This window comes from Corynebacterium sp. 335C, assembly GCF_053525695.1.
Map to the genome: position 1 here is coordinate 433,740 of NZ_JASTTB010000002.1, position 19,829 is coordinate 453,568.

17 protein-coding genes and 1 riboswitch are annotated in these 19,829 nt (G+C 72.6%); of the genes, 10 read left to right on the forward strand and 7 right to left on the reverse strand.

The window, feature by feature from the left end; translation table 11 throughout:
• Positions 1-232: 232 nt before the first annotated feature.
• Both ctaC and ctaF read left to right on the forward strand, forming a co-directional pair.
• Entirely contained in the window at positions 233-1,408 is a 1,176-nt protein-coding gene (ctaC, locus tag QQS41_RS08885; RefSeq protein WP_448852341.1) for an aa3-type cytochrome oxidase subunit II, read from the forward strand.
• A gap of 27 nt (positions 1,409-1,435) precedes the next feature.
• Positions 1,436-1,882, forward strand: a complete 447-nt coding sequence (gene ctaF, locus QQS41_RS08890) for an aa3-type cytochrome oxidase subunit IV (protein WP_448852342.1) — start codon at positions 1,436-1,438, stop codon at positions 1,880-1,882.
• A 225-nt stretch (positions 1,883-2,107) separates the two neighbouring features.
• Here the strand turns inward: ctaF and QQS41_RS08895 are convergent, their stop codons facing one another.
• The 5 genes from QQS41_RS08895 to ctaE all read right to left on the reverse strand — a co-directional run bounded on the left by QQS41_RS08895 (position 2,108) and on the right by ctaE (position 8,562).
• Positions 2,108-3,826 carry an ABC-F family ATP-binding cassette domain-containing protein gene (locus tag QQS41_RS08895; protein WP_448852343.1) on the reverse strand — a complete coding sequence of 573 codons (1,719 nt, stop codon included), beginning with the start codon at positions 3,824-3,826 and terminating at the stop codon, positions 2,108-2,110.
• Positions 3,827-4,150: 324 nt separating this feature from the next.
• Positions 4,151-5,779: a cytochrome bc1 complex cytochrome b subunit gene (gene qcrB / locus QQS41_RS08900; RefSeq protein WP_448852344.1), complete on the reverse strand. Its 1,629-nt coding sequence runs from the start codon at positions 5,777-5,779 to the stop codon at positions 4,151-4,153.
• Positions 5,776-6,990: a cytochrome bc1 complex Rieske iron-sulfur subunit gene (qcrA, locus tag QQS41_RS08905; RefSeq protein WP_448852345.1), complete on the reverse strand. Its 1,215-nt coding sequence runs from the start codon at positions 6,988-6,990 to the stop codon at positions 5,776-5,778. Before qcrA ends, qcrB begins: the two co-directional genes overlap by 4 nt.
• Positions 6,987-7,877, reverse strand: a complete 891-nt coding sequence (gene qcrC, locus QQS41_RS08910) for a cytochrome bc1 complex diheme cytochrome c subunit (protein WP_448852346.1) — start codon at positions 7,875-7,877, stop codon at positions 6,987-6,989. Before qcrC ends, qcrA begins: the two co-directional genes overlap by 4 nt.
• A 70-nt stretch (positions 7,878-7,947) precedes the next feature.
• Positions 7,948-8,562 carry an aa3-type cytochrome oxidase subunit III gene (gene ctaE / locus QQS41_RS08915; RefSeq protein WP_448852347.1) on the reverse strand — a complete coding sequence of 205 codons (615 nt, stop codon included), beginning with the start codon at positions 8,560-8,562 and terminating at the stop codon, positions 7,948-7,950.
• Positions 8,563-9,119: 557 nt separating this feature from the next.
• On the opposite strand from ctaE, the gene trpD reads away from it, so the two are divergent.
• Complete coding sequence (gene trpD, locus QQS41_RS08920) at positions 9,120-10,172, forward strand: anthranilate phosphoribosyltransferase (protein WP_448852348.1); 1,053 nt, start codon at positions 9,120-9,122, stop codon at positions 10,170-10,172.
• Between the two features lie 250 nt (positions 10,173-10,422).
• Here trpD and QQS41_RS08925 read toward each other — a convergent pair whose 3' ends face one another.
• Positions 10,423-12,123, reverse strand: a complete 1,701-nt coding sequence (locus QQS41_RS08925; RefSeq protein ID WP_448852349.1) for a DEDD exonuclease domain-containing protein — start codon at positions 12,121-12,123, stop codon at positions 10,423-10,425.
• A 442-nt stretch (positions 12,124-12,565) separates the two neighbouring features.
• A riboswitch (cyclic di-AMP (ydaO/yuaA leader) is annotated at positions 12,566-12,720 on the forward strand.
• Between the two features lie 15 nt (positions 12,721-12,735).
• Between QQS41_RS08925 and QQS41_RS08930 the strand changes: the two genes are divergently transcribed.
• From QQS41_RS08930 to QQS41_RS08955, 6 genes are all read left to right on the forward strand, one after another.
• A complete protein-coding gene (locus QQS41_RS08930; protein ID WP_448852350.1) occupies positions 12,736-13,326 on the forward strand; it encodes a C40 family peptidase in 591 nt (196 codons plus the stop codon).
• A 217-nt stretch (positions 13,327-13,543) separates the two neighbouring features.
• Positions 13,544-14,593, forward strand: coding sequence for an NlpC/P60 family protein (locus tag QQS41_RS08935; RefSeq protein WP_448852351.1), 1,050 nt, complete (start codon positions 13,544-13,546; stop codon positions 14,591-14,593).
• A gap of 8 nt (positions 14,594-14,601) precedes the next feature.
• Positions 14,602-15,792, forward strand: coding sequence for a glycosyltransferase family 4 protein (locus tag QQS41_RS08940; protein WP_448852352.1), 1,191 nt, complete (start codon positions 14,602-14,604; stop codon positions 15,790-15,792).
• Between the two features lie 17 nt (positions 15,793-15,809).
• The gene (locus QQS41_RS08945; RefSeq protein ID WP_448852353.1) at positions 15,810-16,253 is read left to right on the forward strand and encodes an SRPBCC family protein; all 444 of its coding nucleotides are present in this window, start codon (positions 15,810-15,812) and stop codon (positions 16,251-16,253) included.
• Entirely contained in the window at positions 16,250-17,290 is a 1,041-nt protein-coding gene (locus tag QQS41_RS08950) for a hypothetical protein (protein WP_448852354.1), read from the forward strand. The genes QQS41_RS08945 and QQS41_RS08950 overlap by 4 nt, the downstream gene beginning before the upstream one ends.
• Positions 17,291-17,364: 74 nt before the next feature.
• Complete coding sequence (locus QQS41_RS08955; RefSeq protein WP_448852355.1) at positions 17,365-18,351, forward strand: ROK family protein; 987 nt, start codon at positions 17,365-17,367, stop codon at positions 18,349-18,351.
• An 87-nt stretch (positions 18,352-18,438) separates the two neighbouring features.
• Here QQS41_RS08955 and QQS41_RS08960 read toward each other — a convergent pair whose 3' ends face one another.
• Positions 18,439-18,852 (reverse strand): hypothetical protein, encoded by a 414-nt coding sequence (locus QQS41_RS08960; RefSeq protein ID WP_448852356.1) that lies wholly within the window; start codon positions 18,850-18,852, stop codon positions 18,439-18,441.
• Between the two features lie 164 nt (positions 18,853-19,016).
• On the opposite strand from QQS41_RS08960, the gene QQS41_RS08965 reads away from it, so the two are divergent.
• Positions 19,017-19,808: a lysophospholipid acyltransferase family protein gene (locus QQS41_RS08965; protein ID WP_448852357.1), complete on the forward strand. Its 792-nt coding sequence runs from the start codon at positions 19,017-19,019 to the stop codon at positions 19,806-19,808.
• Positions 19,809-19,829 lie beyond the last annotated feature (21 nt).

Sequence of the window (19,829 nt, forward strand, 5' to 3'; positions counted from 1 at the left end):
TGCCGTCGTCAAGCGTGATCCACATCACGGGACACGCCGCCACCCCCGGAGGCCGGGGGCTTCTCAGGCTTTTATCAGCAGCGTTATACTTGCAGCCACCCCAGCGGCCCATCCGGTGTGGAGAATTCACAGGAATGGGATACCCTGCATGGGAAAGGATCATCCCTGCCCCGTCGCCTCACCCGTGATCGGGACCTCCCAGGGAATGTGTGGATCAGGAAGGCAGACACACGTGAATCAGCGTAAAGAGCACGGCGCACTCCGTAAGCTCGGCCTCGCCGGCGCCCTCGCCGGCGGCGGCGCCCTCCTCGCGGGCTGCGACGTCGCCCCGCCGGACAACGCGTTCTTCCAGGCGCTCCGCTTCGGCTGGCCGCAGGGCGTGACCCCGGAGTCCCAGGCCATGGGCAACTTCTGGGTCTGGGTCTGGGTCGCCGCGTGGATCATCGGCATCATCGTCTGGGGCATCACCCTCTACTCCGCCGCGGCGTTCACCGCGAAGAAGGCGGAGAAGCGCGGCGACGACGAGTTCCCGCGCCAGACCGCCTACAACGTCCCGGTCGAGCTGGTCCTCACGGCCCTGCCGATCCTCATCGTCATGGTGCTGTTCTTCTTCACCGTGCAGACGCAGGACGAGGTCACGGCCCTGGACAAGGAGCCCGAGGTCACCGTCGACGTCACCGCCTTCCAGTGGAACTGGAAGTTCGGCTACGCCAACGTCTCCGGCGAGCTGCTCGGCGGCGAGGAGTACACCGGCCGCATCCCGGGCGAGGACCCGGAGGTCTACTTCTCCGAGTCCGGCCACCACGCCGCCCCGCATGACCCGAACGCCCCGCAGCAGAAGGACTACCCGATCCACGGCCAGTCGACCGCGGACATGTCCTACCTGAACTTCAACGAGATCGAGACCCTGGGCTCCACCGACGAGGTGCCGGTCCTGGTGCTCCCGACCGAGACCGCCATCGAGTTCGACCTGGCCTCCGCCGACGTCGTCCACTCCTTCTGGGTCCCGGAGTTCCTCTTCAAGCGCGACGCGTTCCCGCACCCGGAGGCCAACAAGGCCCAGCGCGTGTTCCAGATCGAGGAGATCTCCCCGGAGCTGATGGAGTCCCGCCCCATCGCCAACCCGAACGATGAGGCCCGCAACGCCTTCGTCGGCCGCTGCGCCGAGATGTGCGGCACCTACCACGCCATGATGAACTTCGAGATCCGCGCGGTCTCCCGCGAGCAGTTCGCCGAGTACATCAACTTCCGCCGCGAGAACCCGCAGGCCACCAACGCCCAGGCCCTCGAGCACATCGGCGAGCCGGGCTACGCCATCTCCACCTCCCCGTTCAACCCGGGCCGCACCGACACCCGCGACATGGGCGACCGTGGCGCGAACACGGTCGACCTCAACGCCCAGAACTAATCAGGGACACGAAGGAAAGGCACGGAAATGAAGTCCTCCGCCAAGCTGTTCTACGCCCTCACGGTGTTCCTCGTCGTCATGGCCGTGGTGTACATCTTCGCCACGATGTACGTCCAGGACACGGGCAACGTCATCAACGAGAACCACGGCCGCCTCGAGTGGGTCGGCGCCACCGGCCTGGTCATGGCCGCCCTCCTGACCCTGATGCTCGGCGTCTACCTCCATTTCACGGAGAACCGCTCCGACATCACCCCGTCCGACTGGGAGGAGGCCGAGATCTCCGACGGCTCCGGCACCCTGGGCTTCTTCTCCGCCAGCTCCATCTGGCCGTTCGTGATGACCATGGGCATCTTCCTCATGGGCGCCGGCATCGCCTTCTGGCAGATGTGGCTCATCGTGGTCGGCGCCGTGGTCCTCATCTGGGCCGCCACCCGACTGAACACCCAGTACCTCATCCCGCCGGAGAAGCACTAGCACTCCGCCCGCCGCGCCGGCCCCGGCCGCGCACGGCACGGGACGACCGCCCCTCCACCAGGCCTTCCGGTGGAGGGGCGGTCTTTTCGCGTGCGCGGGGCACGGCGGCGCCCGTCGTCACGCGCATGAAAGAGGGGCGCCCCGCCGCACCGGGTGCGGACCGGGGCGCCCCGTCGTCGGGCCGCGGCCAGGCGCGTGCCGTCGCGCGCCGTCGCGCGCCCGCCGTCAGGCGTACTCCACCGGGCGCTGGCCGCGCGGCAGCTCCGTGACGTGGCCGGACTCCACGACGAGGTGGCGGGCCTCCAGGCGCTCCACCATGCGGCGGTCGTGGGTGATGACGACGACGGTGCCCTCGGCGGCCGCGATGGCGTCCTGGACCTCCTCGATGAGGTCGACCGACAGGTGGTTCGTCGGCTCGTCGAGCAGCAGCACCTCCGGCGGATCCGCCACCACGAGCGCGAGCGCCACGCGGCGCTGCTGGCCCACCGACAGGTCGCCGACGGGCCGCTCGGCGTCCTCCGGGCTCAGCAACCCCAGGTCGTCGAAGTCGACGGTGGAGGACTGCAGGTCCTCGTAGAGCTGCCGAGCAGACTTCGTCGGGTCCGCCCAGTCCTGCTCCTGGTGCAGCACGCCCACGCGCGCGCCCAGGCCAATGCGGGCCTCGCCGGCCTGCGGGGAGGTCTCTCCGGACATGACGGACATCAGCGTCGACTTGCCGGCGCCGTTGGGGCCCGTGATGACGACGACGTCGCCCGGCCGCACCGTCAGCGTGCCGACGTGGATGCGGTCCGGCACCACCACGCCCCGCAGGCGGATGTGGAAGTCCTCGTCCGAGCCCGCCGCGACGCGCTTCGTCGACGGGGGAGCGGTGATGGGCGCGTCGAAGCCGAGGAGCGCCGGCGGCTTCGTCACGCCGTCCTCCTCCAGCTCGTCGAGGCGCTGGCGGGCGGCGCGGATGCGGCGGGCGCGCTGGCGCTCCACGCGACCGCCGGCGGCGTCGAACGCCATCTTGTCGTTGTCGGAGCGCACCAGCTCGCGCTCGTCCTCCGCGTTGGCCTTGTCGATGGTCCGCGACAGGCGGTCGCGCTCGTGCTCCTCCGTGCGCCACTGGTGCTCCCACAGCTGGCGGGCGTGGCGCCTGTGGCGGTCGTAGGCCGTCCAGTTGCCGCGGAACATGCCGAGGCCCCCGCGGCCGGGGATGAGGTCGCCGATGTGCGTGCACACCTCGTCGAGGAAGTCGCGGTCGTGCGTGGCGACGACGACGATGCCCGGGTGCTCGTGGATCGTGTCGATGATGAGGTCCCGGCCCCGGTCGTCGAGGTGGTTCGTCGGCTCGTCGAGGAGCAGGATCTCCGGCTTGCGGATGAGCGTCAGCGCCAGGCCGAGGCGCGCCCGCTGGCCGCCGGACATCTCCACCGTCAGCTGGTCCAGCAGCGGCCCGTCCGGTCCGTCGCCCGTGAGCCCCAGGTGGTCGAGGACGACTTCCGCGTTGTGCTCCGCGTTCCAGTCGTCGTGCGCCATGACGTCCGAGAAGACGTCGCCGTAGCGGTTCTCCGCCTCCGCGGACGCCTCCTCGGTCGTCGCCTCCGCCATGGCCTCGGAGGCGCGCTCCAGCTCCTCCAGGCGGCGCCGCGACGGCCCCAGCGCCTCCTCCACGAGCATCCGGCCCGTCGAGTCGAACGGGGCGTTCAGCTCCTGCGAGCCCAGCGCGCGGACGCCCTGGTGCGTCACCTTGCCGGACGTCGGCTTGCGCCGGCCCGACAGGATCCACAGCAGCGTCGACTTGCCGGAGCCGTTGTCCCCGACGAGGCCGAGGACGTCGCCCGCCGACAGCGTCAGGTTCACCCCCTCCAGCACCGGCGTGCCCTCGTAGTCGTAGTGGACGTCGTTGGCGACGAGCTGGGTGGCGCCCGCGTCCACGGACCCGGTGACGGTGGTGGCCATGGCTTGCTCCTGGGGTAGGGGAGGGGCCGCGCCGGAGCTGCGGCGTGACCCCTCCATGATACCGCGCGGGGATGCCCGGAAATCGCAGGCGGCGCGGGGCCCGGGGCGTCGTCACGCGCACGCTGAGCGTGCGCCTCGGTTGCGTTCGCGTGTCGACGGCGACCCCTGCCGCGCGGCGGGCGCCGGTGCGCGGCCGCGGTGGCCGGCCCCGGGGGCGGCGCCCCGTGCCGGCCCGCGCGGACGCGAAAAACCGCCCCCTCCCCGGGTGACCCCGGGGAGGGGGCGGCGTGAGCGCAGTCTCGGGGCGGTGCCCCGCGGCCCGGCCTAGTGGTCGCGGTTGGCGCGATCCTCGGCGTTGCGGGCCTCGAGCTGACGGAACATCTCCGTCTCCTGCTCGTGGTTGTCGTGCGCGATGCGGTCGGCCTCGGCGGTGATGTGCGCCGGGTCGGACTTCAGGAACCCGCCGCGGGCCGGCAGGCCGGCGGAGCCGAGCTCGTTCATCTGCTTCGGCACGTAGGCGCCCTGGTACTCCAGCGGCACCGCGTGGCCGTGCTCGTCCACCGGGCCGAGCGGCTGGTGGACCTCGATGAACTCGCCGGACGGCAGCTGCTTGATGACGCCCGTCTCGATGCCGTGCTCGAGCACGGCGCGGTCGGAGCGCTGCAGGCCGATGCAGATGCGGTACGTGACGAAGTACGCGATCGGCGGCAGGATGATGAGGCCGATTCGGCCGACCCAGGTCATCGCGTTCAGCGAGATCTGGAAGTGGTAGGCGATGAGGTCGTTGCCGCCCGACAGGGTCAGGATGGCGTAGAACGTGATCGCCGCGGCACCCAGGCCGGAGCGGACCGGAACGTCGCGCGGACGCTGCAGCAGGTTGTGGTGCTTGTCGTCGCCCGTCAGCTTCGCCTCGATCCAGGGGTAGGCGAACAGCAGGATGACCAGCACGCCACAGAGCAGGGCGACCCAGAACACGGCCGGGATGGTGTAGTTGCCGAGGTAGAGCTCCCAGGCCGGCATGACGCGGGCCGCGCCGTCCGTCCAGAGCATGTAGATGTCCGGCTGGGAGCCGGCGGAGACCTGCGACGGGTTGTACGGGCCCAGGTTCCAGATGGCGTTGATCTGGAACAGGCCGCCCAGCAGGAACAGGAAGCCGACGTTCAGGGCTCCGAACGCGACGGACTTGACGGCGAACACCGGCATGATGCGGATGCCGACGACGTTGTTCTCCGTGCGGCCGGGGCCGGGGAACTGGGTGTGCTTCTGGTACCAGACCAGCGCCAGGTGCGCGGCGATGAGGCCGAGCAGCAGGGCCGGGATGAGCAGCACGTGCGCGATGTACAGGCGCGGGATGATCATGTCGCCCGGGAAGTCGCCGTTGAACATCATCCAGTGCATCCAGGTGCCGATGACCGGGAGGCCGATGATGATGGCGGACATGATGCGGAGGCCGACGCCGGACAGCAGGTCGTCCGGCAGGGAGTAGCCCATGAAGCCCTCGGCGACGGACAGCAGCAGCAGGACGCCGCCGATGACCCAGTTCGCCTCACGCGGCTTGCGGAACGCACCCGTGAAGAAGATGCGGAACATGTGCGCCATGATCGAGATGGCGAACAGCAGCGCGGCCCAGTGGTGGACCTGGCGGATGAACAGGCCGCCGCGCACCTCGAACGAGAGGTTCAGGGCGGTCTCGTAGGCGCGGGACATCTCCACGCCGTTCAGCGGCGCGTACGCGCCGTCGTAGATGACCTTCGACAGGGACGGGTCGAAGAACAGCGTCAGGTAGACGCCCGACAGCAGCAGGACGACGAAGCTGTACAGCGCGATCTCGCCCAGCAGGAAGGACCAGTGGGTCGGGAAGACCTTGTTCAGCTGCCGGCGCATGCCGGAGGCCATCGTGTACCGGTCGTCCATGTTTCGCGCGGCATGCGCGATGCGGGTGGTGTTGGTCATGACTTACGCTCCCAGAAGGCCGGGCCGACGGGCTCGCGGAAGTCGCCGTCGGCGTAGAGGAAACCTTCCTCGTCAACATTGATGGGCAGCTCGGGCAGGGCTCGGGCGGCCGGGCCGAAGACCGGCTTGCCGTACTCCAGAGCATTGAACTGCGACTGGTGGCAGGGGCACAGGATGCGGTTCGTCTGCGCCTCGTACAGAGAGGTCGGGCAGCCGATGTGCGTGCAGATCTTCGAGTAGGCGAAGAAGTCGCCGTAGTGGAAGTCCTCCTGGCCCTCGCGGAGCACGGCCTTCGCCGCATCCTGCGAGCGCAGGCGGATGAGCATCACGGGGTTGCGGGAACCGTGGATGGAGTGCATGTGGTGCTCGTAGACGTCGGCGTGCGCGTCGTAGCGGTCGCCGTCGTTCACGTCGCCGTCCAGCAGCGGGAACACGGTCTCCATCGCGCCGGCGGACAGGTCCTCCGGGCGGATGCGCACCAGGCGGGAGACGCCGTGGGTGGAGTAGCCGTGGTGGCCCTCCTCGGCGATGGCGCCGGTGTCGCGGCCCAGGTAGACCTTCTCGCCGTGGGCGGCCAGCGTCCAGCCGGTGGTCCACAGGGTGCCGTCGCCGGTGACGTCGAGCTCGTGGCGCGGGCGCCACGGGTTCTTGATCATGCCGCCGAGGGGGAGGACCATGCCGATGCCGGCGAGGACCGCGCCCGTGCCCAGCAGGCCCGCGAGCGCCTTGCGGCGGCCCAGGGTGGAGGTCTGCCAGGAGTCGTTCAGCAGGGCGACGATGGTCTTCTGGTCGACCTCGTCCGACGGGCCGTCATGGCGGCGCTGGACGGAGATCTCCTCCGGGATGAACTTCTTGGTGTACTTCACCGCCGCGACGCCCAGGGCGACGACGCAGCCGCCGAGGGTGAAGCCCAGCAGCGGGGTGTAGGCGGTGTAGAGGCCGAGGCCCTCCTCGCCGTGGCCCTTGTACTCCCAGGGCCAGAAGAGGTAGACGGCGATGAACGCCACGCCCAGCAGGACGGACGCGATGAGCCAGTAGATGATGCCGCGCTCGGCGCGCTTCTCCGCCGGGTCGCCCTCGATCGGCCACCGGTCCTTGCGGTACGCGATGGTGACGTCGTCGAGCTCGGTGCCGAGGCGCGCGAGCTCCTCGTTGCTCATCTTGGACAGCTCGTCGGAGCTGTAGTTCTTCTTGATGTTGTTGTCGCTCATCGGCGGGATCCAATCCACATAGCCGTCGCGACGAGCGCGACGATGCCGGCAATCCACATGAAGAGGCCCTCGGCGACCGGGCCGATGCCGCCGAGGCCGTAGCCGCCGGGGTTCGGGGTCTCCTTGGAGGCCTTGATGAAGGCGATGATGTCCTTCTTCTCGTCCTCCGACAGCTGGCGGTCGGAGAACTTCGGCATGTTCTGCGGGCCGGTGAGCATGGCCTGGTAGATCTCCTGCTCGTTCGCCGGGTCGAGGACCGGGGCGTACTTGCCGGAGGACAGCGCGCCGCCACGACCGGTGAAGTTGTGGCAGGACGCGCAGTTCAGGCGGAACAGCTCGGAGCCGCGGGCGATGTCCTCGGCGTGCAGCTCACCGTTCTCGGTGGACTTGCCGCGGAGGGTCTCCATGGCCAGCTTGCCGTCCTCGTCGCGGACGAGGGAGGCGCCGCCGCCGTTGGAGTGGACGTAGGCCGCGAGGGCCAGCGCCTGCTGCTCGGAGTAGCGCGGGGTCTTGCGCTCGGCCTGGGCGTCGTTGGCCAGCATCGGCATGCGTCCGGAGTGCACCTGGAAGTACACGGCGCCCTCGCCGACGCCGATGAGGGACTTGCCGCGGCCCTCGACGCCCTGCAGGTTCACGCCATGGCACGTGATGCAGGCGACGTCGTAGAGCTCCTTGCCCTCCTTGACCAGGGCGACCTCGTCCTGGTTGGCCTGGGCGGTCTGCGCATCGGGGGTGACGGCGGAGGCCACGAAGCCGGCGCCCGAGAGCGCCAGGGCCAGGGCCATCGCGCCGGAGGCGGTGCGACGCATCTTGCGGCGGCCCTTCTTGCTGCGGGCCGCCGGCCGGGACGTGCCGCGCCCCGGCTGGTCGGTGTTGGTGGTTTCCATCTTTTTCCCTTTGAGACTGGTCGGAAAGTGGATGGGCTGTAGGCCGCGCGTCAGGTGCGGCCGCTACGGCCTACTTGATGAAGTAAATGGTGATGAACAGGCCGATCCACACGACGTCGACGAAGTGCCAGTAGTAGGACACGACGATGGCGGCGGTGGCCTGGGCCGGGGTGAACTTCGCACGGGCGGTGCGGATGAGGACCACCACGAAGGCGAGGACGCCGGCCAGGACGTGGGCGGCGTGGAAGCCCGTCGTGATGAAGAACACCGAACCGTAGATGGAGTTCTGGATGGTGAGGCCGTGGCCGACCAGGGTCATGTACTCGTACGCCTGGCCGACCAGGAAGATCGAGCCGAGGACGATGGTGAGCAGGTACCACCGGCGGAGACCGAACACGTCGCCCCGCTCCGCCGCGAACACGCCCCACTGGGCGGTGAACGACGACGACACCAGGATCACCGTGATCAGAAGGGCGTAGGGCACGTTCAGGTGCCCGGTGCCCCAATCCCACGACTGGCCCTGCCCGTTCGCGCGCGACACGAAGTACATCGCGAACAGGCCGGCGAAGAACATCAATTCCTGAGACAGGAACACGATCGTGCCGACACTGACCATGTTGGGCCGGTTCAATGTCGCGGCACGACGCGGTGCTGTCATACCTTGGTTTTCAACTGCGCTCGTCACATAGAACAGTATGGACTCTTCTTAGGTTCTAGTCACGTCGCAACCCCCGTTTTGACCCCGTTTTTTCCAAAAGTCCAGGTCGCGAGTCGAGGTTCCTGAGATTTTTCAAAGATTCCGGGGTGGCGGGAACTCTTCGGGCGCTTCATCCGACGGGCCGTGCGAGCGGTCCGGGCGCGGCCGCCGCGCGGCCCCGTCCCGGGCGGCCGGCGGGCCCCGCCGCGCATCCCCCTCCGCGCGGCGCCGCACCCGTCGCCGGGTGCTCCGACCGATCCTACCCCACCCCGCATCAGGCACCGATTCGGCCCGCCGCACGGGGGAGCGGCGTGCGGGGAGGGGCCGGACGGGAGGGGTCGTCGTGCCGGGGTTGCCGCGCCCGCGGTCCGTACCGATCGGTATGCTTCCCCGTGACGGGCGCCCGCGCGGGCCGAACGGCACGCGGCGGCGCGCCCCATTAAATACAGTGCAATCGAGGAAGCACCGCGGAGGCGGCGGCCGGCCGGGCGAGGCGCCCGGCCCGCGCCCCGCCCCGCGCCACCGACGACGTGAGGAGCCGACGCATGACCGGAACGACCGAGCGGACCACCCAGCAGACCTGGCGGCGCGTGCTCGGCGCGATCGGCGCCCGCCGGGAGGTCCCGGCCGAGGACGTCCGCTTCGCCATGGACGAGATCATGTCCGGCCGCGCCGACGACGCCCACGTCGCCGCCTTCGCCTTCGGCATCTTCGCCAAGGGCATCACCCCGGCCGAGCTCGACGCCGCCGCCGACGGCATGCTCTCCTTCGCCCGCGAAGCCGACGTCGAGGACCTCGACCGCTCCGTCGACATCGTCGGCACGGGCGGAGACGGCGCGCACACCGTGAACATCTCCACGATGACCTCCGCCGTGGTGGCCGCGGCGGGCACGCCCGTCGTCAAGCACGGCAACCGTGCGGCGTCCTCGAAGTCCGGCGGCGCCGACATGCTGGAGGCCTTCGGCATCGACATCGCCGACGGGCGCGTCCGCTCGCCCGAGCATCCCGACTTCCGCATGACGTTCCTCTTCGCCGCGACGTATCACCAGGCGATGCGCTTCGCCGGCCCGGTGCGCGGCGCGCTCGGCGTCCCGACGCTGTTCAACCTCCTCGGCCCCCTGACCAACCCGGCGCAGCCGCCGGCGTCGCTCATCGGCTGCGCCTTCGCCGACCAGATGGAGACGATGGCCAAGGCGTTCGCCCGCCGCGGCCAGCGCGTCCTGGTCATCCGCGGCCGCGACGGCCTCGACGAGGTCACCGTCACCGCCCCGACCGACGTCTACGTCGTCGAGGACGGCGAGGTCCGCGCCGACGTCATCGACCCCGCCGACTACGGCATGGACTACGCGCCCGCCGACGCGCTGCGCGGCGGCACCCCGGAGTTCAACGCCGACGTCGCCCGCCGCGTGTGGGCCGGCGAGGACAAGGGCCCCGTCCGCGACGCCGTTCTGCTCAACGCCGCGGCCGCGCTCACCGCCGCCGCCGGGCTCGGCGGCCGCCCGCTCCGCGAGGTCATGGCCGAGAAGCTGGAGATCGCCCGCGAGACGCTCGACTCCGGGCGCTGCATCGGCATCATGGAGTCCGCCGCCGGCCGGTAGCCGGCGCGGGGGAGTCGCATCCCCGGGGCGCGGGGCGCGGTGGACGGGGTCCGCCGCGCCCCGCGCCCCTTCGTCGTTCCTTTCCTTATTTAATAGGGCGACTGTGGCGGACCGGGTTGTCGCGGCGTCGGTGGGCGTGGATGCGGGGGCCGGGCGGGATGCGTGTGACGGGCGGGGTGCGTGGGAAGCTCGTGAGAGGTCCGATCGCGTGGGGACGGGTCCGGCCGGGCGGGGCCGGTTGCGCTCACCGTCAGTCACCGAAGGGGAGTTCGGCGGCGCCGGGTTCGGGGGAGCCCCCGGGCGCGTCCCCGGTCGAGGAGGCCGATGCGGTTGCGCGGCCGGCCCCGCGGGTGGAGCCCCGGGCGGCGCGATCGGCGTCCCGCTCCGCCTCCCGGGCCTCGTCCCGCGCCGCGCCCGCCCGGCCGGCCCACGGCAGCCACCGCGCCGCCGCGTCCACGGGCTCCGCCCACGGGACGCCGCCGTCGACGGGGCCGGTGCGGACATCGTCGCGCAGCAGCCACCGGTGCAGCACCATCAGCTCATGCGGGTTCGCGCCGCGCAGGGGAGCGTCGTCGGGCACGACGGCCGCTGCGTTGTCCGCCAGCAGCGTCGCGACGTGCGCCGCGTTGGCGCCGCGCGGGGCCCGTCCCGCGGCGACGAGACGACCATGGCCGATGACGGCGAGATCCCAGCCGCCCTCGCCGTCCCACCGGGCCGCCTGCAGGCGGGGCACCGCCGCGAGGGCCGCGAGCCGCTGCCGGCGCGCCGTCGCCGAGATGAGCGATGCGACGACGTCGCGGTCGTGCGCCGCGCGGCGGTAGCGGCCCGCGGCGGCGAGCGCCCCGACGTGCTCGACGAGCGAGCCGAGGAGCTCCGCCCCGCCGGAATCGAGCGCCGCCGCGGCCTCCGCGAAGGAGCCGCCCGCGACGTCGGCGATGATCCCGCGGGCGCCGAGCGCGTCGGCGCGCGTGCGGAACGGGCCCACCGCACCCGCCGGGGCGGCGGGGGAGCGGGATGCGCGGGCTCCGCCCTCGGCCCGCGGCGACGGCACGAGGTACCAGCCGCGGCCCGGCTCCGTCGACCGACGGTTGTACGGCGGCCGCAGCGAGGCGAGCATCCGCGCCTCCCGCACGTTCGCCTCCAGCTCGTGGGCGCACTCGACGACGTCGACGGACTCCGCCAGCAGCACCATCTCGTGGATGCGGCGGCGCGGATCGGAGCCGTTGAAGTACTGGTTCAGCCGGCGGCGCAGATCGCCCGCCGTGCCGATGTAGAGGGGATCGCCGCCCGCGCCGCGGAACACGTAGACGCCCGGGCGGTGGCGGACGCCGTCGATGAGCCGGCGCTTGTCGCGGATGCGCGGGTCGACATCGGAGCGGAAGGAGCGGACGCCCTCGACCGTGTCGACGTCGTGGCCGCCGAGGCGCTCGATGAGCGCGTGCAGCACGTCGACCGTCGCCCGCGCGTCGTCCAGCGCCCGGTGGGCGCGCTCGCGCCGGATGCCGAAATGCCGGCACAGGCTGTCCAGCCCCCGGGAGCCGACGACGTGCTTCGGGATGAGCTCGCGGGCAAGCTGGAGCGTGTCGACGGTCGCCGGCCGCGGCCACTCCAGGCCCAGCTCCTCGCACGAGGTGCGCAGGAAGCCCACGTCGAACGGCGCGTTGTGCGCCACCCACACCGCGCCAGCGGCGAAGTCGAGGAAGCGGGGGAGGATCGTGCCCAGCTGCGGGCGGCCCTCCAGATCCGCGTCCGTGAGGCCCGTGAGCTCCACGATGAACTCGGGCAGCGGCACCCCCGGGTCGACGAGCTCCGAGAACTCGCCCAGGGCCTCGCCGCCGCGGACGCGGACGGCGCCGATCTCCACGATCTGGTCCCTGCCCGCCTTCAGTCCGGTCGTCTCGAGGTCGACGACGACGAATTCGGCGTCATGGAGGGGAAGATCGATGGGCACGGGAACCACTGTAGGACGGCGGGCGACACGGCCGAGAGGCGCGGTGCGGGCATGGCGCGGATGGCGGGCGGATGCGATGCGGACGCGGCTCGGACGTGGTGCGGACGTGACTCAGGGGGCGGAATGTTCCCCGAATATCGCGACTGTGACGAAGGTCACATTCGTCCGAGTTGCGCGATCGTGGGGCGGCCGCCGGATGCCGGTGCCGATATATGCATGTTCACGCAAATGCCCTGCTCGGAACCATCGTTACGGCACCGTTACGGTTCGGGGGTGATGGCGACGACCCTTCGGTAACGCGTCGATAACGGGTTGGGGTGCACGACGGTCACGGTCTGATTTCGGGACGATCGGCCGCGTGTCGCTGGACAAGCTCCGATCCCGTTTCGTAACCTTTCGGAGACATCGCAGCGGGGCCACACCGGTGGTCGCGCTCATGCAAAGGACACCAGGCCTAATCGCCGAAGCCCGCGAGGGTGGACGCGAGCCGGGGGCCCACCCTTCACCGGGGTGAATCCCACCGGTCCACAGCCGGTGGGTAGGAAGTCTTCCTTCCGAACCCGTCAGCTAACCCGGTCGGCCCAAAACAGGAAGATATCGGAGTTTCACACCATGGGTAAGCACCACCGCATCACCAAGCGCACGCGCAACATCGCCGTCGCCGGCACCACCGTCGTCGCCGCCACCGCGCTGGCCGTCCCGGCCGCCGTCGCCAACCCGCTGAACGACGCCATCAACGCCGTCGAGTCCGTCGCCGGCTCCCAGCTGCCGGGCTCCGTCTCGGACGTCATCGACGGCGGCCAGCTGCAGGAGGCCATCGGCGGCCAGGGCGAGACCTTTTCCCCGGTCCAGGCCGTCTCCGCCGGCCAGCAGATCGTCTCCGCCGCGCGCTCGAAGATCGGTTCCCCGTACGTGTGGGGCGCCGCCGGCCCGAACCAGTTCGACTGCTCCGGCCTGACCTCCTGGGCCTACCAGCAGGTCGGCAAGTCCATCCCGCGCACCTCCCAGGAGCAGGCCGCATCCGGCCAGCGCGTCGGCCAGGGTGCCGAGCAGCCGGGCGACATCATCGCCTTCTACGGCGGCGCCACCCACGTCGGCATCTACTCCGGCGGCGGCAACGTCGTCCACGCGCCGCAGGCCGGCGACGTGGTCAAGGAGGTCCCGATGTCCTACATGCCGTACCACTCCGCCGTCCGCTTCTAAGACGGCCCGCGCCGCCACGGCGCACCACCGGTCACACGCGCAACATGCGTGCTGACCTGCCCGGAAACCCCGCGTCCCGCGTTGGCGCGGGGTTTCGGCGTTGCTACGATGACCCGTTGACGAACGCCGCCCGCGCACCCGCGCCGCAGCGCCCGCCCGCGCCGCCGCGCGACCCCGGCCCGCACCCCGCCCGCACCCAGAAAGGCCCGACCAGGACGTGTCCAGCCCCCGTCACCTCCGCCGCCGCCCCTCCGGCCTCCGCCGCCTCGCCGCCGCCTCCACCGCGGCCGGCGCCGTCGCCGCCCCCGTAGCCCTCGCCCCCGCCGCCGGAGCCCAGGAGCTGACCGCCGACTCCATCATCGCCGAGCTCGAGGAGCTCTCCCGCCAGGCGGAGGCCAACTCCGAGGAGGTCACCGCCCTCGACGGGCAGGTCGCCGAGCAGGAGAAGATCGTCGGCACCCTCCAGAACGACCTCGCCCGCGCCCACGCCCACGCCGAGCGCGTCCGCGACGAGGCCGACGCCATCCGCGCCGACCTCGCCGCCCACGCCCGCGAGCGCATGCGCGGCACCTCCGTCGACCCCCTCACCGCGATGCTCGGCGCCGACGACACCCAGTCCGCCATCGATCGCGCGGTCTACGTCACCGCCTTCGCCCGCGAAGCCGACGCCCTCCTCGACGAGGCGCAGCACACCCAGCGCGCCGCCGCCGACGCCCACGCCCGCGCCGCCGCCGCCGACGCCCAGGCCCGCATCCAGCTCGGCCAGCTCCAGCACCACCGCACCGAGCTCGAGGCCCGCGCCGGCGAACTCGACGCCCGCACGGAGGAGGTCCGCGCCCGCGTCGACTCCCTCTCCCCGGAGCAGCTCGCCATCTGGCGGCAGAAGAACAACCCCCTCGCCGACGGCATCGCCGCCTTCGCCGGCGCCGCCGGCGTCGTCGACGCCGCCCTCTCCAAGGTCGGCTCCCCGTACTCCTGGGGCGCCGCCGGCCCCGACGCCTTCGACTGCTCCGGCCTCATGTACTGGGCCTACCAGCAGATGGGCAAGACCATCCCCCGCACCTCCCAGGCCCAGCTCGCCGGAGGCACCCCCGTCTCCCGCGACCAGCTGCAGCCCGGCGACCTCATCGGCTACTACCCGGGCGTCACCCACGTCGGCATGTACGTCGGAGGCGGCATGATCGTCCACGCCTCCGACTACGGCATCCCCGTCCAGGTCGTCCCCATCGACCAGGGCGGCCCCTACCAGGGCGCCGTCCGCTACTAGGAGCGCCCGTGGCCGACGCGACCGACCGGGGGAGCGGCGCACCGCGCACGCCCCGCATCCTGCTCATCACCAACGACTTCCCGCCGCGCGCCGGCGGCATCGAGAGCTACCTGCGGGACTTCTGCGACCGCCTCCCGGCCGACTCGCTCACCGTCCTCGCCTCCACCCGCACCCCCTCCGAGGAGACCGCCGCGCACGACGCCGCCGTCCCGTACCGCGTCGTCAGGCTCCCCGATCCCTGCCTGCTGCCGCTGCCGCACGTCGCCCGCGCCGCCGCCCGCATCATCCGCGACCACGGCATCGACGTCGTCTGGTTCGGCGCCGCCGCCCCGCTCGCCCTCCTCGCCCCCGCCTGCCGCCGCGCGGGCGCCCGCCGCATCGTCGCCACCACCCACGGCCACGAAGTCGGCTGGTCCATGGTCCCCGGCGGCCACGCCGCACTGCGCAGGATCGGCGACGCGGCGGACGTCGTCACGTACATCTCCCGCTACACCCGCGACCGCTTCGCGGGCGCGTTCGGCCCGCGCACCGCCTTCGAGCGCCTGCCCTCCGGCGTCGACGCCGAGCTCTTCCGCCCCGACCCCGGCGGCCGCGCCATGATCCGCGCCCGCCACGGCGTCTCCGACGGGGAGAAGCTCATCGTCTGCATCTCCCGCCTCGTCGCCCGCAAGGGCCAGGACCAGCTCATCCGCGCCCTGCCCCGCATCCTGCGCGACGCCCCCGACGCGCGCCTCCTCATCGTCGGCTCCGGCCCCGGCCGCGCCCGCCTCGAACGCCTCGCCCGCGCCTCCTCCGCCGCCGACCGCATCATCTTCGCCGGAGCCGTCCCCTACGAGGAGCTGCGCGCCCACTACTGCGCCGCCGACTGCTTCGCCATGCCCGCCCGCACCCGCGGCGGCGGCCTCGATGTCGAGGGCCTCGGCATCGTCTACCTCGAGGCCCAGGCCTGCGGCGTCCCCGTCGTCGCCGGCGACTCCGGCGGCGCCCCCGAAACCGTCGTCGACGGCGTCACCGGCCACGTCGCCCCCGGCCACGACGCCCGCGCCATCGGCGACGCCGTCGCCCGCATCCTCGCCGACCCCGCCGCCGCCCGCGCCATGGGCGAGGCCGGACGACGCCACGTCCTCGACCACTGGACCTGGGAGGCCATGGGCTCCCGCCTGCGCGCCATCCTCGCCGGGCCCGGGACGCGCCCCTGAACGGGTAGGTTGGTCGCATGGCCGACCGAACGAAGCGCGACATCGTCATCGAGGCGGAGCCCCGGCGCATCCTCGACGTCATCGGGGACGCCGCCGCCTACCCCGAATGGGCCGCCGGCACCTCCGCCGGCGAGGTCACCGCACCCGGCGACGCCCCGCTGCGCCCCCGGCGCGCCCGCTTCACCCTCTCCACCGTCCTCACCGACGTCTTCGAGGTCGAATACGACTGGACCGACGACGGCGTGTCCTGGACCCTCGTCTCCTCCGAGATGCAGAAGACCCAGGACGGCGCCTACCGCCTCGAACCCGCCGGCGACGGCGCCACCCGCGTGACCTACGAACTCCAGGTCGCCACCAAGGTCCCGATGCTCGGCATGCTGCGCCGCAAGGCGGAGAACCGCATCATCGAGACCGCGCTCACCGGGCTCAAGGCGCGCGTCGAGTCCGGCGCCGGCGCGTGACCGGCGGACCGGGCGGGGCGAGCCGGGAGGGCCGGGAGGGCCTGCCGGACGGGGGAGCGGCCTGGCTGCACCTCGACTTCACCGGAGGCGCAGGTGGCACGGGAGCCGCGGGGGCCGGCGCGTCCGGCGTCCCGGATGATGCCGCCGTGCTCGAATCGCCCGGCCGCGCCGACCCGGCGATCGTGGGCGAGGCCCTCGCCGACGTCATGGGCACCGGCGACGACATCCACGACACCGTCCGCATGCTCGGCGGCCTCGCAGGCCTCGAGCGCATGGCCGTCTGGTGGCGCGCCCGCGCCCTCGCCGACGCGACGGGCGGCCCCGTCGTCGTCGACTGCTCCGGCGGCGGTCCCGAGGCCGAACTAGCCCGGCTGCGGCTCCTCGCCGCGCCCGGCGAACTCGCCGGGCTGATCGACGCCGTCGCTCCGCGCGTGGACAGGCACCGGCAGATGCCCGCCGTCTTCGGTGAACGCGCCGGACGCGCCCGCGCCCTCGAACTGCTGTGGGGCCGGTGCACCGACTTCGACCGGTCCGTCTTCGGCGGCGGCGCGGTCGTGCACGTCGCGGGCGCGCCGCATGCGTGGGCAGGGGCCGGTGCGGGCGCGGACGCGGGCGCCGGGCCGGACGCCGGCACCGGGGGAGCGGCCGTCGCCGACGCGGCGGCCTTCCTCGGCCTGCCCGTCGTCCGCGGCGGCCGGCCCGCCGACCCCGAGCCGCCGCGGCTGCGCGCCGACGGCGCCGACGACGACGGCACCCTCCGCTTCACGTGGCGCATCCCGCTGCCCGGCCGGCTCGCGGAGGAGACCGGCTGCGGCGCCGACGTCCGCGGCCGCGACCTCGTCGCCTGGGCCGGGCCGTGGTGGCGCCGCATGACGCTCCCCGCGGTCCTCGGGGCGTGCGCGCACGACGGGACGGACGTCGTCACGCGCACCGCCGAACCCGTCGCCCACCGCGCCGCCGATTCGGGGACGGCGCCCGGCGGCGATATCCTGGTGAGGTTCCGCTCCGTCGCCGGCCTTCTGCCCGGGGGCCAGTGAGCGGTCCCGCGCAGCCCCCGGCGCTCGCCGCCGCCCGCGCCGACCGACAGGCCGACCGACAGAAGGAGCACCCCGTGCCCGCCGCCAGCCCCCACGACGCCCCGACCATCGGGTTCGACATCGGCGGCACCAACCTGCGCGGCGCCGTCGTCGCCCCCGGCGGCCGGATCCTCCGCACCGCGAAGCGCCCCACCCCCGCCACCGAGGAGGGGATGGAGGACGCCATCCACGCCATCGTCGACGAGCTGCGCGCCCACCACCCGGACGCCGCGTCCGTCGGCCTCGCCGTCGCCGGCTTCCTCGACCCCGGATGCCGCATCGTCCGCTTCGCGCCGCACCTGCCGTGGCGCGACGCCGACGTCGCCACGCGCCTCGAACGGCGCCTCGGCATGCCCGTCGTCCTCGAGCACGACGCCAACTCCGCCGCCTGGGGCGAATACCGACACGGCGCCGCCCGCGACGCCGGCACCTGGGTGCTGTTCGCCATCGGCACCGGCATCGGCGGCGCCATGATGCACGGCGGCCGCCTCTTCCGCGGCGCCCACGGCACCGCCCCCGAATTCGGCCACCTCACCGTCGTTCCCGGCGGGCGGCCCTGCCCGTGCGGCAAGCGCGGCTGCCTCGAGCGCTACTGCTCCGGCACCGCCCTCGTCACCACCGCCGCCGAACTCGCCCCCGAGTACGCCTCCCGCTCCCCGCTGGCGCGGCGCCTCGTCCGCGCAGGCGTCTCCGGCCCCCAGGTCGGCGGGACCGAGGTCATGGAGGCCGCCGCCGCGGGCGACCCGCTCGGCGCCGCCGCCGTCGACGACTTCGCCACGTGGCTCGGCCGCGGCCTCGCGCTCGTCGCCGACGTCTTCGACCCCGAGCTCATCGTCATCGGCGGCGGCGTCGCCCGCGCCGCCGATCAGTACCTCGGCCGCGCCCGCGAGGTCTTCGCCGAGAACATCACCGGCTCCGGGCACCGCCCGCTGGCCCGCATCGCCCCCGCCGAGCTCGGCGCCGACGCCGGCGTCATCGGCGCCGCCGATCTCGCGGCGCTCGGGCCGGACGCGCCGCGCTGACGCGGCCCACGCCGCGGCGCGGGTGCCGTCGTCACGCGATGATCAAGCAGCAGCGCTTGACGACGCGAGCCGCCGCCGGGGACGGCGTCAGAGCTCGTCCTCGTCCCGATCCTCCGGGCAGTTGAGGAAGATGCGATCGCCGTTGAGCGAAATGCCCGACGTCAGGCCGCCCTGCGTGATCGCGCGGTACTCCTCCTCCGTCAGCACGCCGACCGTCAGCGCCCCGTCGAGCGTCTGCTCGCACTGCGCGATGACCCGCCACCCCTCCGGCGGCACCGCCGGCCGCGGCTGCTCCGGCGCCGGATCCAGGTAGCGGTGGCCCAGATCGATCGGCTCGACGTGCACCCCCTCGTGCACCTCGCCCGACGCCTCCGCCACCGTCATCCCCAGCACATCGGCCGCATCGTGCATGCCGACCGAATGATCGGAGGCGCAGCCGGACAGCGCGCCGGCGGCGAGGAGCGCCGCGGCCGCGGCGGCGGACGTCAACGGGCGGGGCATGGGGGACCTCCAGGAAGCAGGGGACGGGCGGGGCGGGGCGCGGTGCCCGGTACGGCGCGCGGGCCGGACACCGGGATCGTAGCCGCCCCCGGCGGGTGACCCCGGCAGGCGCCGCCGGGGCGCGTCACCAGGGGAGGGGCCCGCGCCTGCGCTATAGTCGCGCCGTGCGCAATCGATGGTATTGGTTCTTCAAGTACATCCTCATCGGCCCCTTCCTGCGGGTGTGGAACCGCCCCTTCTACGACGGCGGCGAGAAGATCCCCGAGGAGGGCGCCGCCATCATGGCGTCCAACCACCTCGCCGTCATGGACTCCTTCTACTTCCCGCTGGTCTGCAAGCGTCAGCTGACCTTCCTGGCCAAGCAGGAGTACTTCACCACCCCCGGCTTCGTCGGCGGCATCCAGAAGTTCTTCTTCTCCTCCGTCGGCCAGGTCCCCATCGACCGCACCTCCGGCGACTCCGCCCGCGACGCCCTCCTCGCCGCCGTCAAGGTCCTCGACCGCGGCGACCTCCTCGGCATGTACCCCGAGGGCACCCGCTCCGCCGACGGCCGCCTCTACCGCGGCAAGACCGGCCTCGCCCGCGTCGCCCTCAACACCGGCGTCAAGGTCTACCCCGTCGCCATGATCCGCACCGACGCCGCCAACCCCATCGGCACCTGGATCCCCCGCCCCGTCAAGCTCGGCGTCCGCATCGGCGACCCCATCGACCCCGCCGACTACCGCGACCGCGGCGACGAATACGCCTGCGCCCGCGCGCTCACCGACGACGTCATGGCCGCCCTCCAGGACCTCTCCGGCCAGGACTACGTCGACGCCTACGCCGCCGACGTCAAGAACTCCCTCACCGAGGGCAACGGCTACCCCGAGGGCACCGAACCCGGCGGCCGGCTCGAGACCCCGCCCGCCCCCGGCGTCCGCGACCGCGTCCGCGCCCTCCTCGCCGGACGCCGCTGACCGCCCGGTAGCCTGGACCCC

What these genes read in the sequence shown, in the direction of transcription:
- ctaF (WP_448852342.1), top strand. Translation starts at nt 1,436, where the DNA reads ATGAAGTCCTCCGCCAAGCTGTTCTACGCCCTCACGGTGTTCCTCGTC.
- QQS41_RS08895 (WP_448852343.1), bottom strand. Translation starts at nt 3,826, where the DNA reads ATGGCCACCACCGTCACCGGGTCCGTGGACGCGGGCGCCACCCAGCTC.
- qcrB (WP_448852344.1), bottom strand. Translation starts at nt 5,779, where the DNA reads ATGACCAACACCACCCGCATCGCGCATGCCGCGCGAAACATGGACGAC.
- qcrA (WP_448852345.1), bottom strand. Translation starts at nt 6,990, where the DNA reads ATGAGCGACAACAACATCAAGAAGAACTACAGCTCCGACGAGCTGTCC.
- qcrC (WP_448852346.1), bottom strand. Translation starts at nt 7,877, where the DNA reads ATGGAAACCACCAACACCGACCAGCCGGGGCGCGGCACGTCCCGGCCG.
- trpD (WP_448852348.1), top strand. Translation starts at nt 9,120, where the DNA reads ATGACCGGAACGACCGAGCGGACCACCCAGCAGACCTGGCGGCGCGTG.
- QQS41_RS08930 (WP_448852350.1), top strand. Translation starts at nt 12,736, where the DNA reads ATGGGTAAGCACCACCGCATCACCAAGCGCACGCGCAACATCGCCGTC.
- QQS41_RS08945 (WP_448852353.1), top strand. Translation starts at nt 15,810, where the DNA reads ATGGCCGACCGAACGAAGCGCGACATCGTCATCGAGGCGGAGCCCCGG.
- QQS41_RS08960 (WP_448852356.1), bottom strand. Translation starts at nt 18,852, where the DNA reads ATGCCCCGCCCGTTGACGTCCGCCGCCGCGGCCGCGGCGCTCCTCGCC.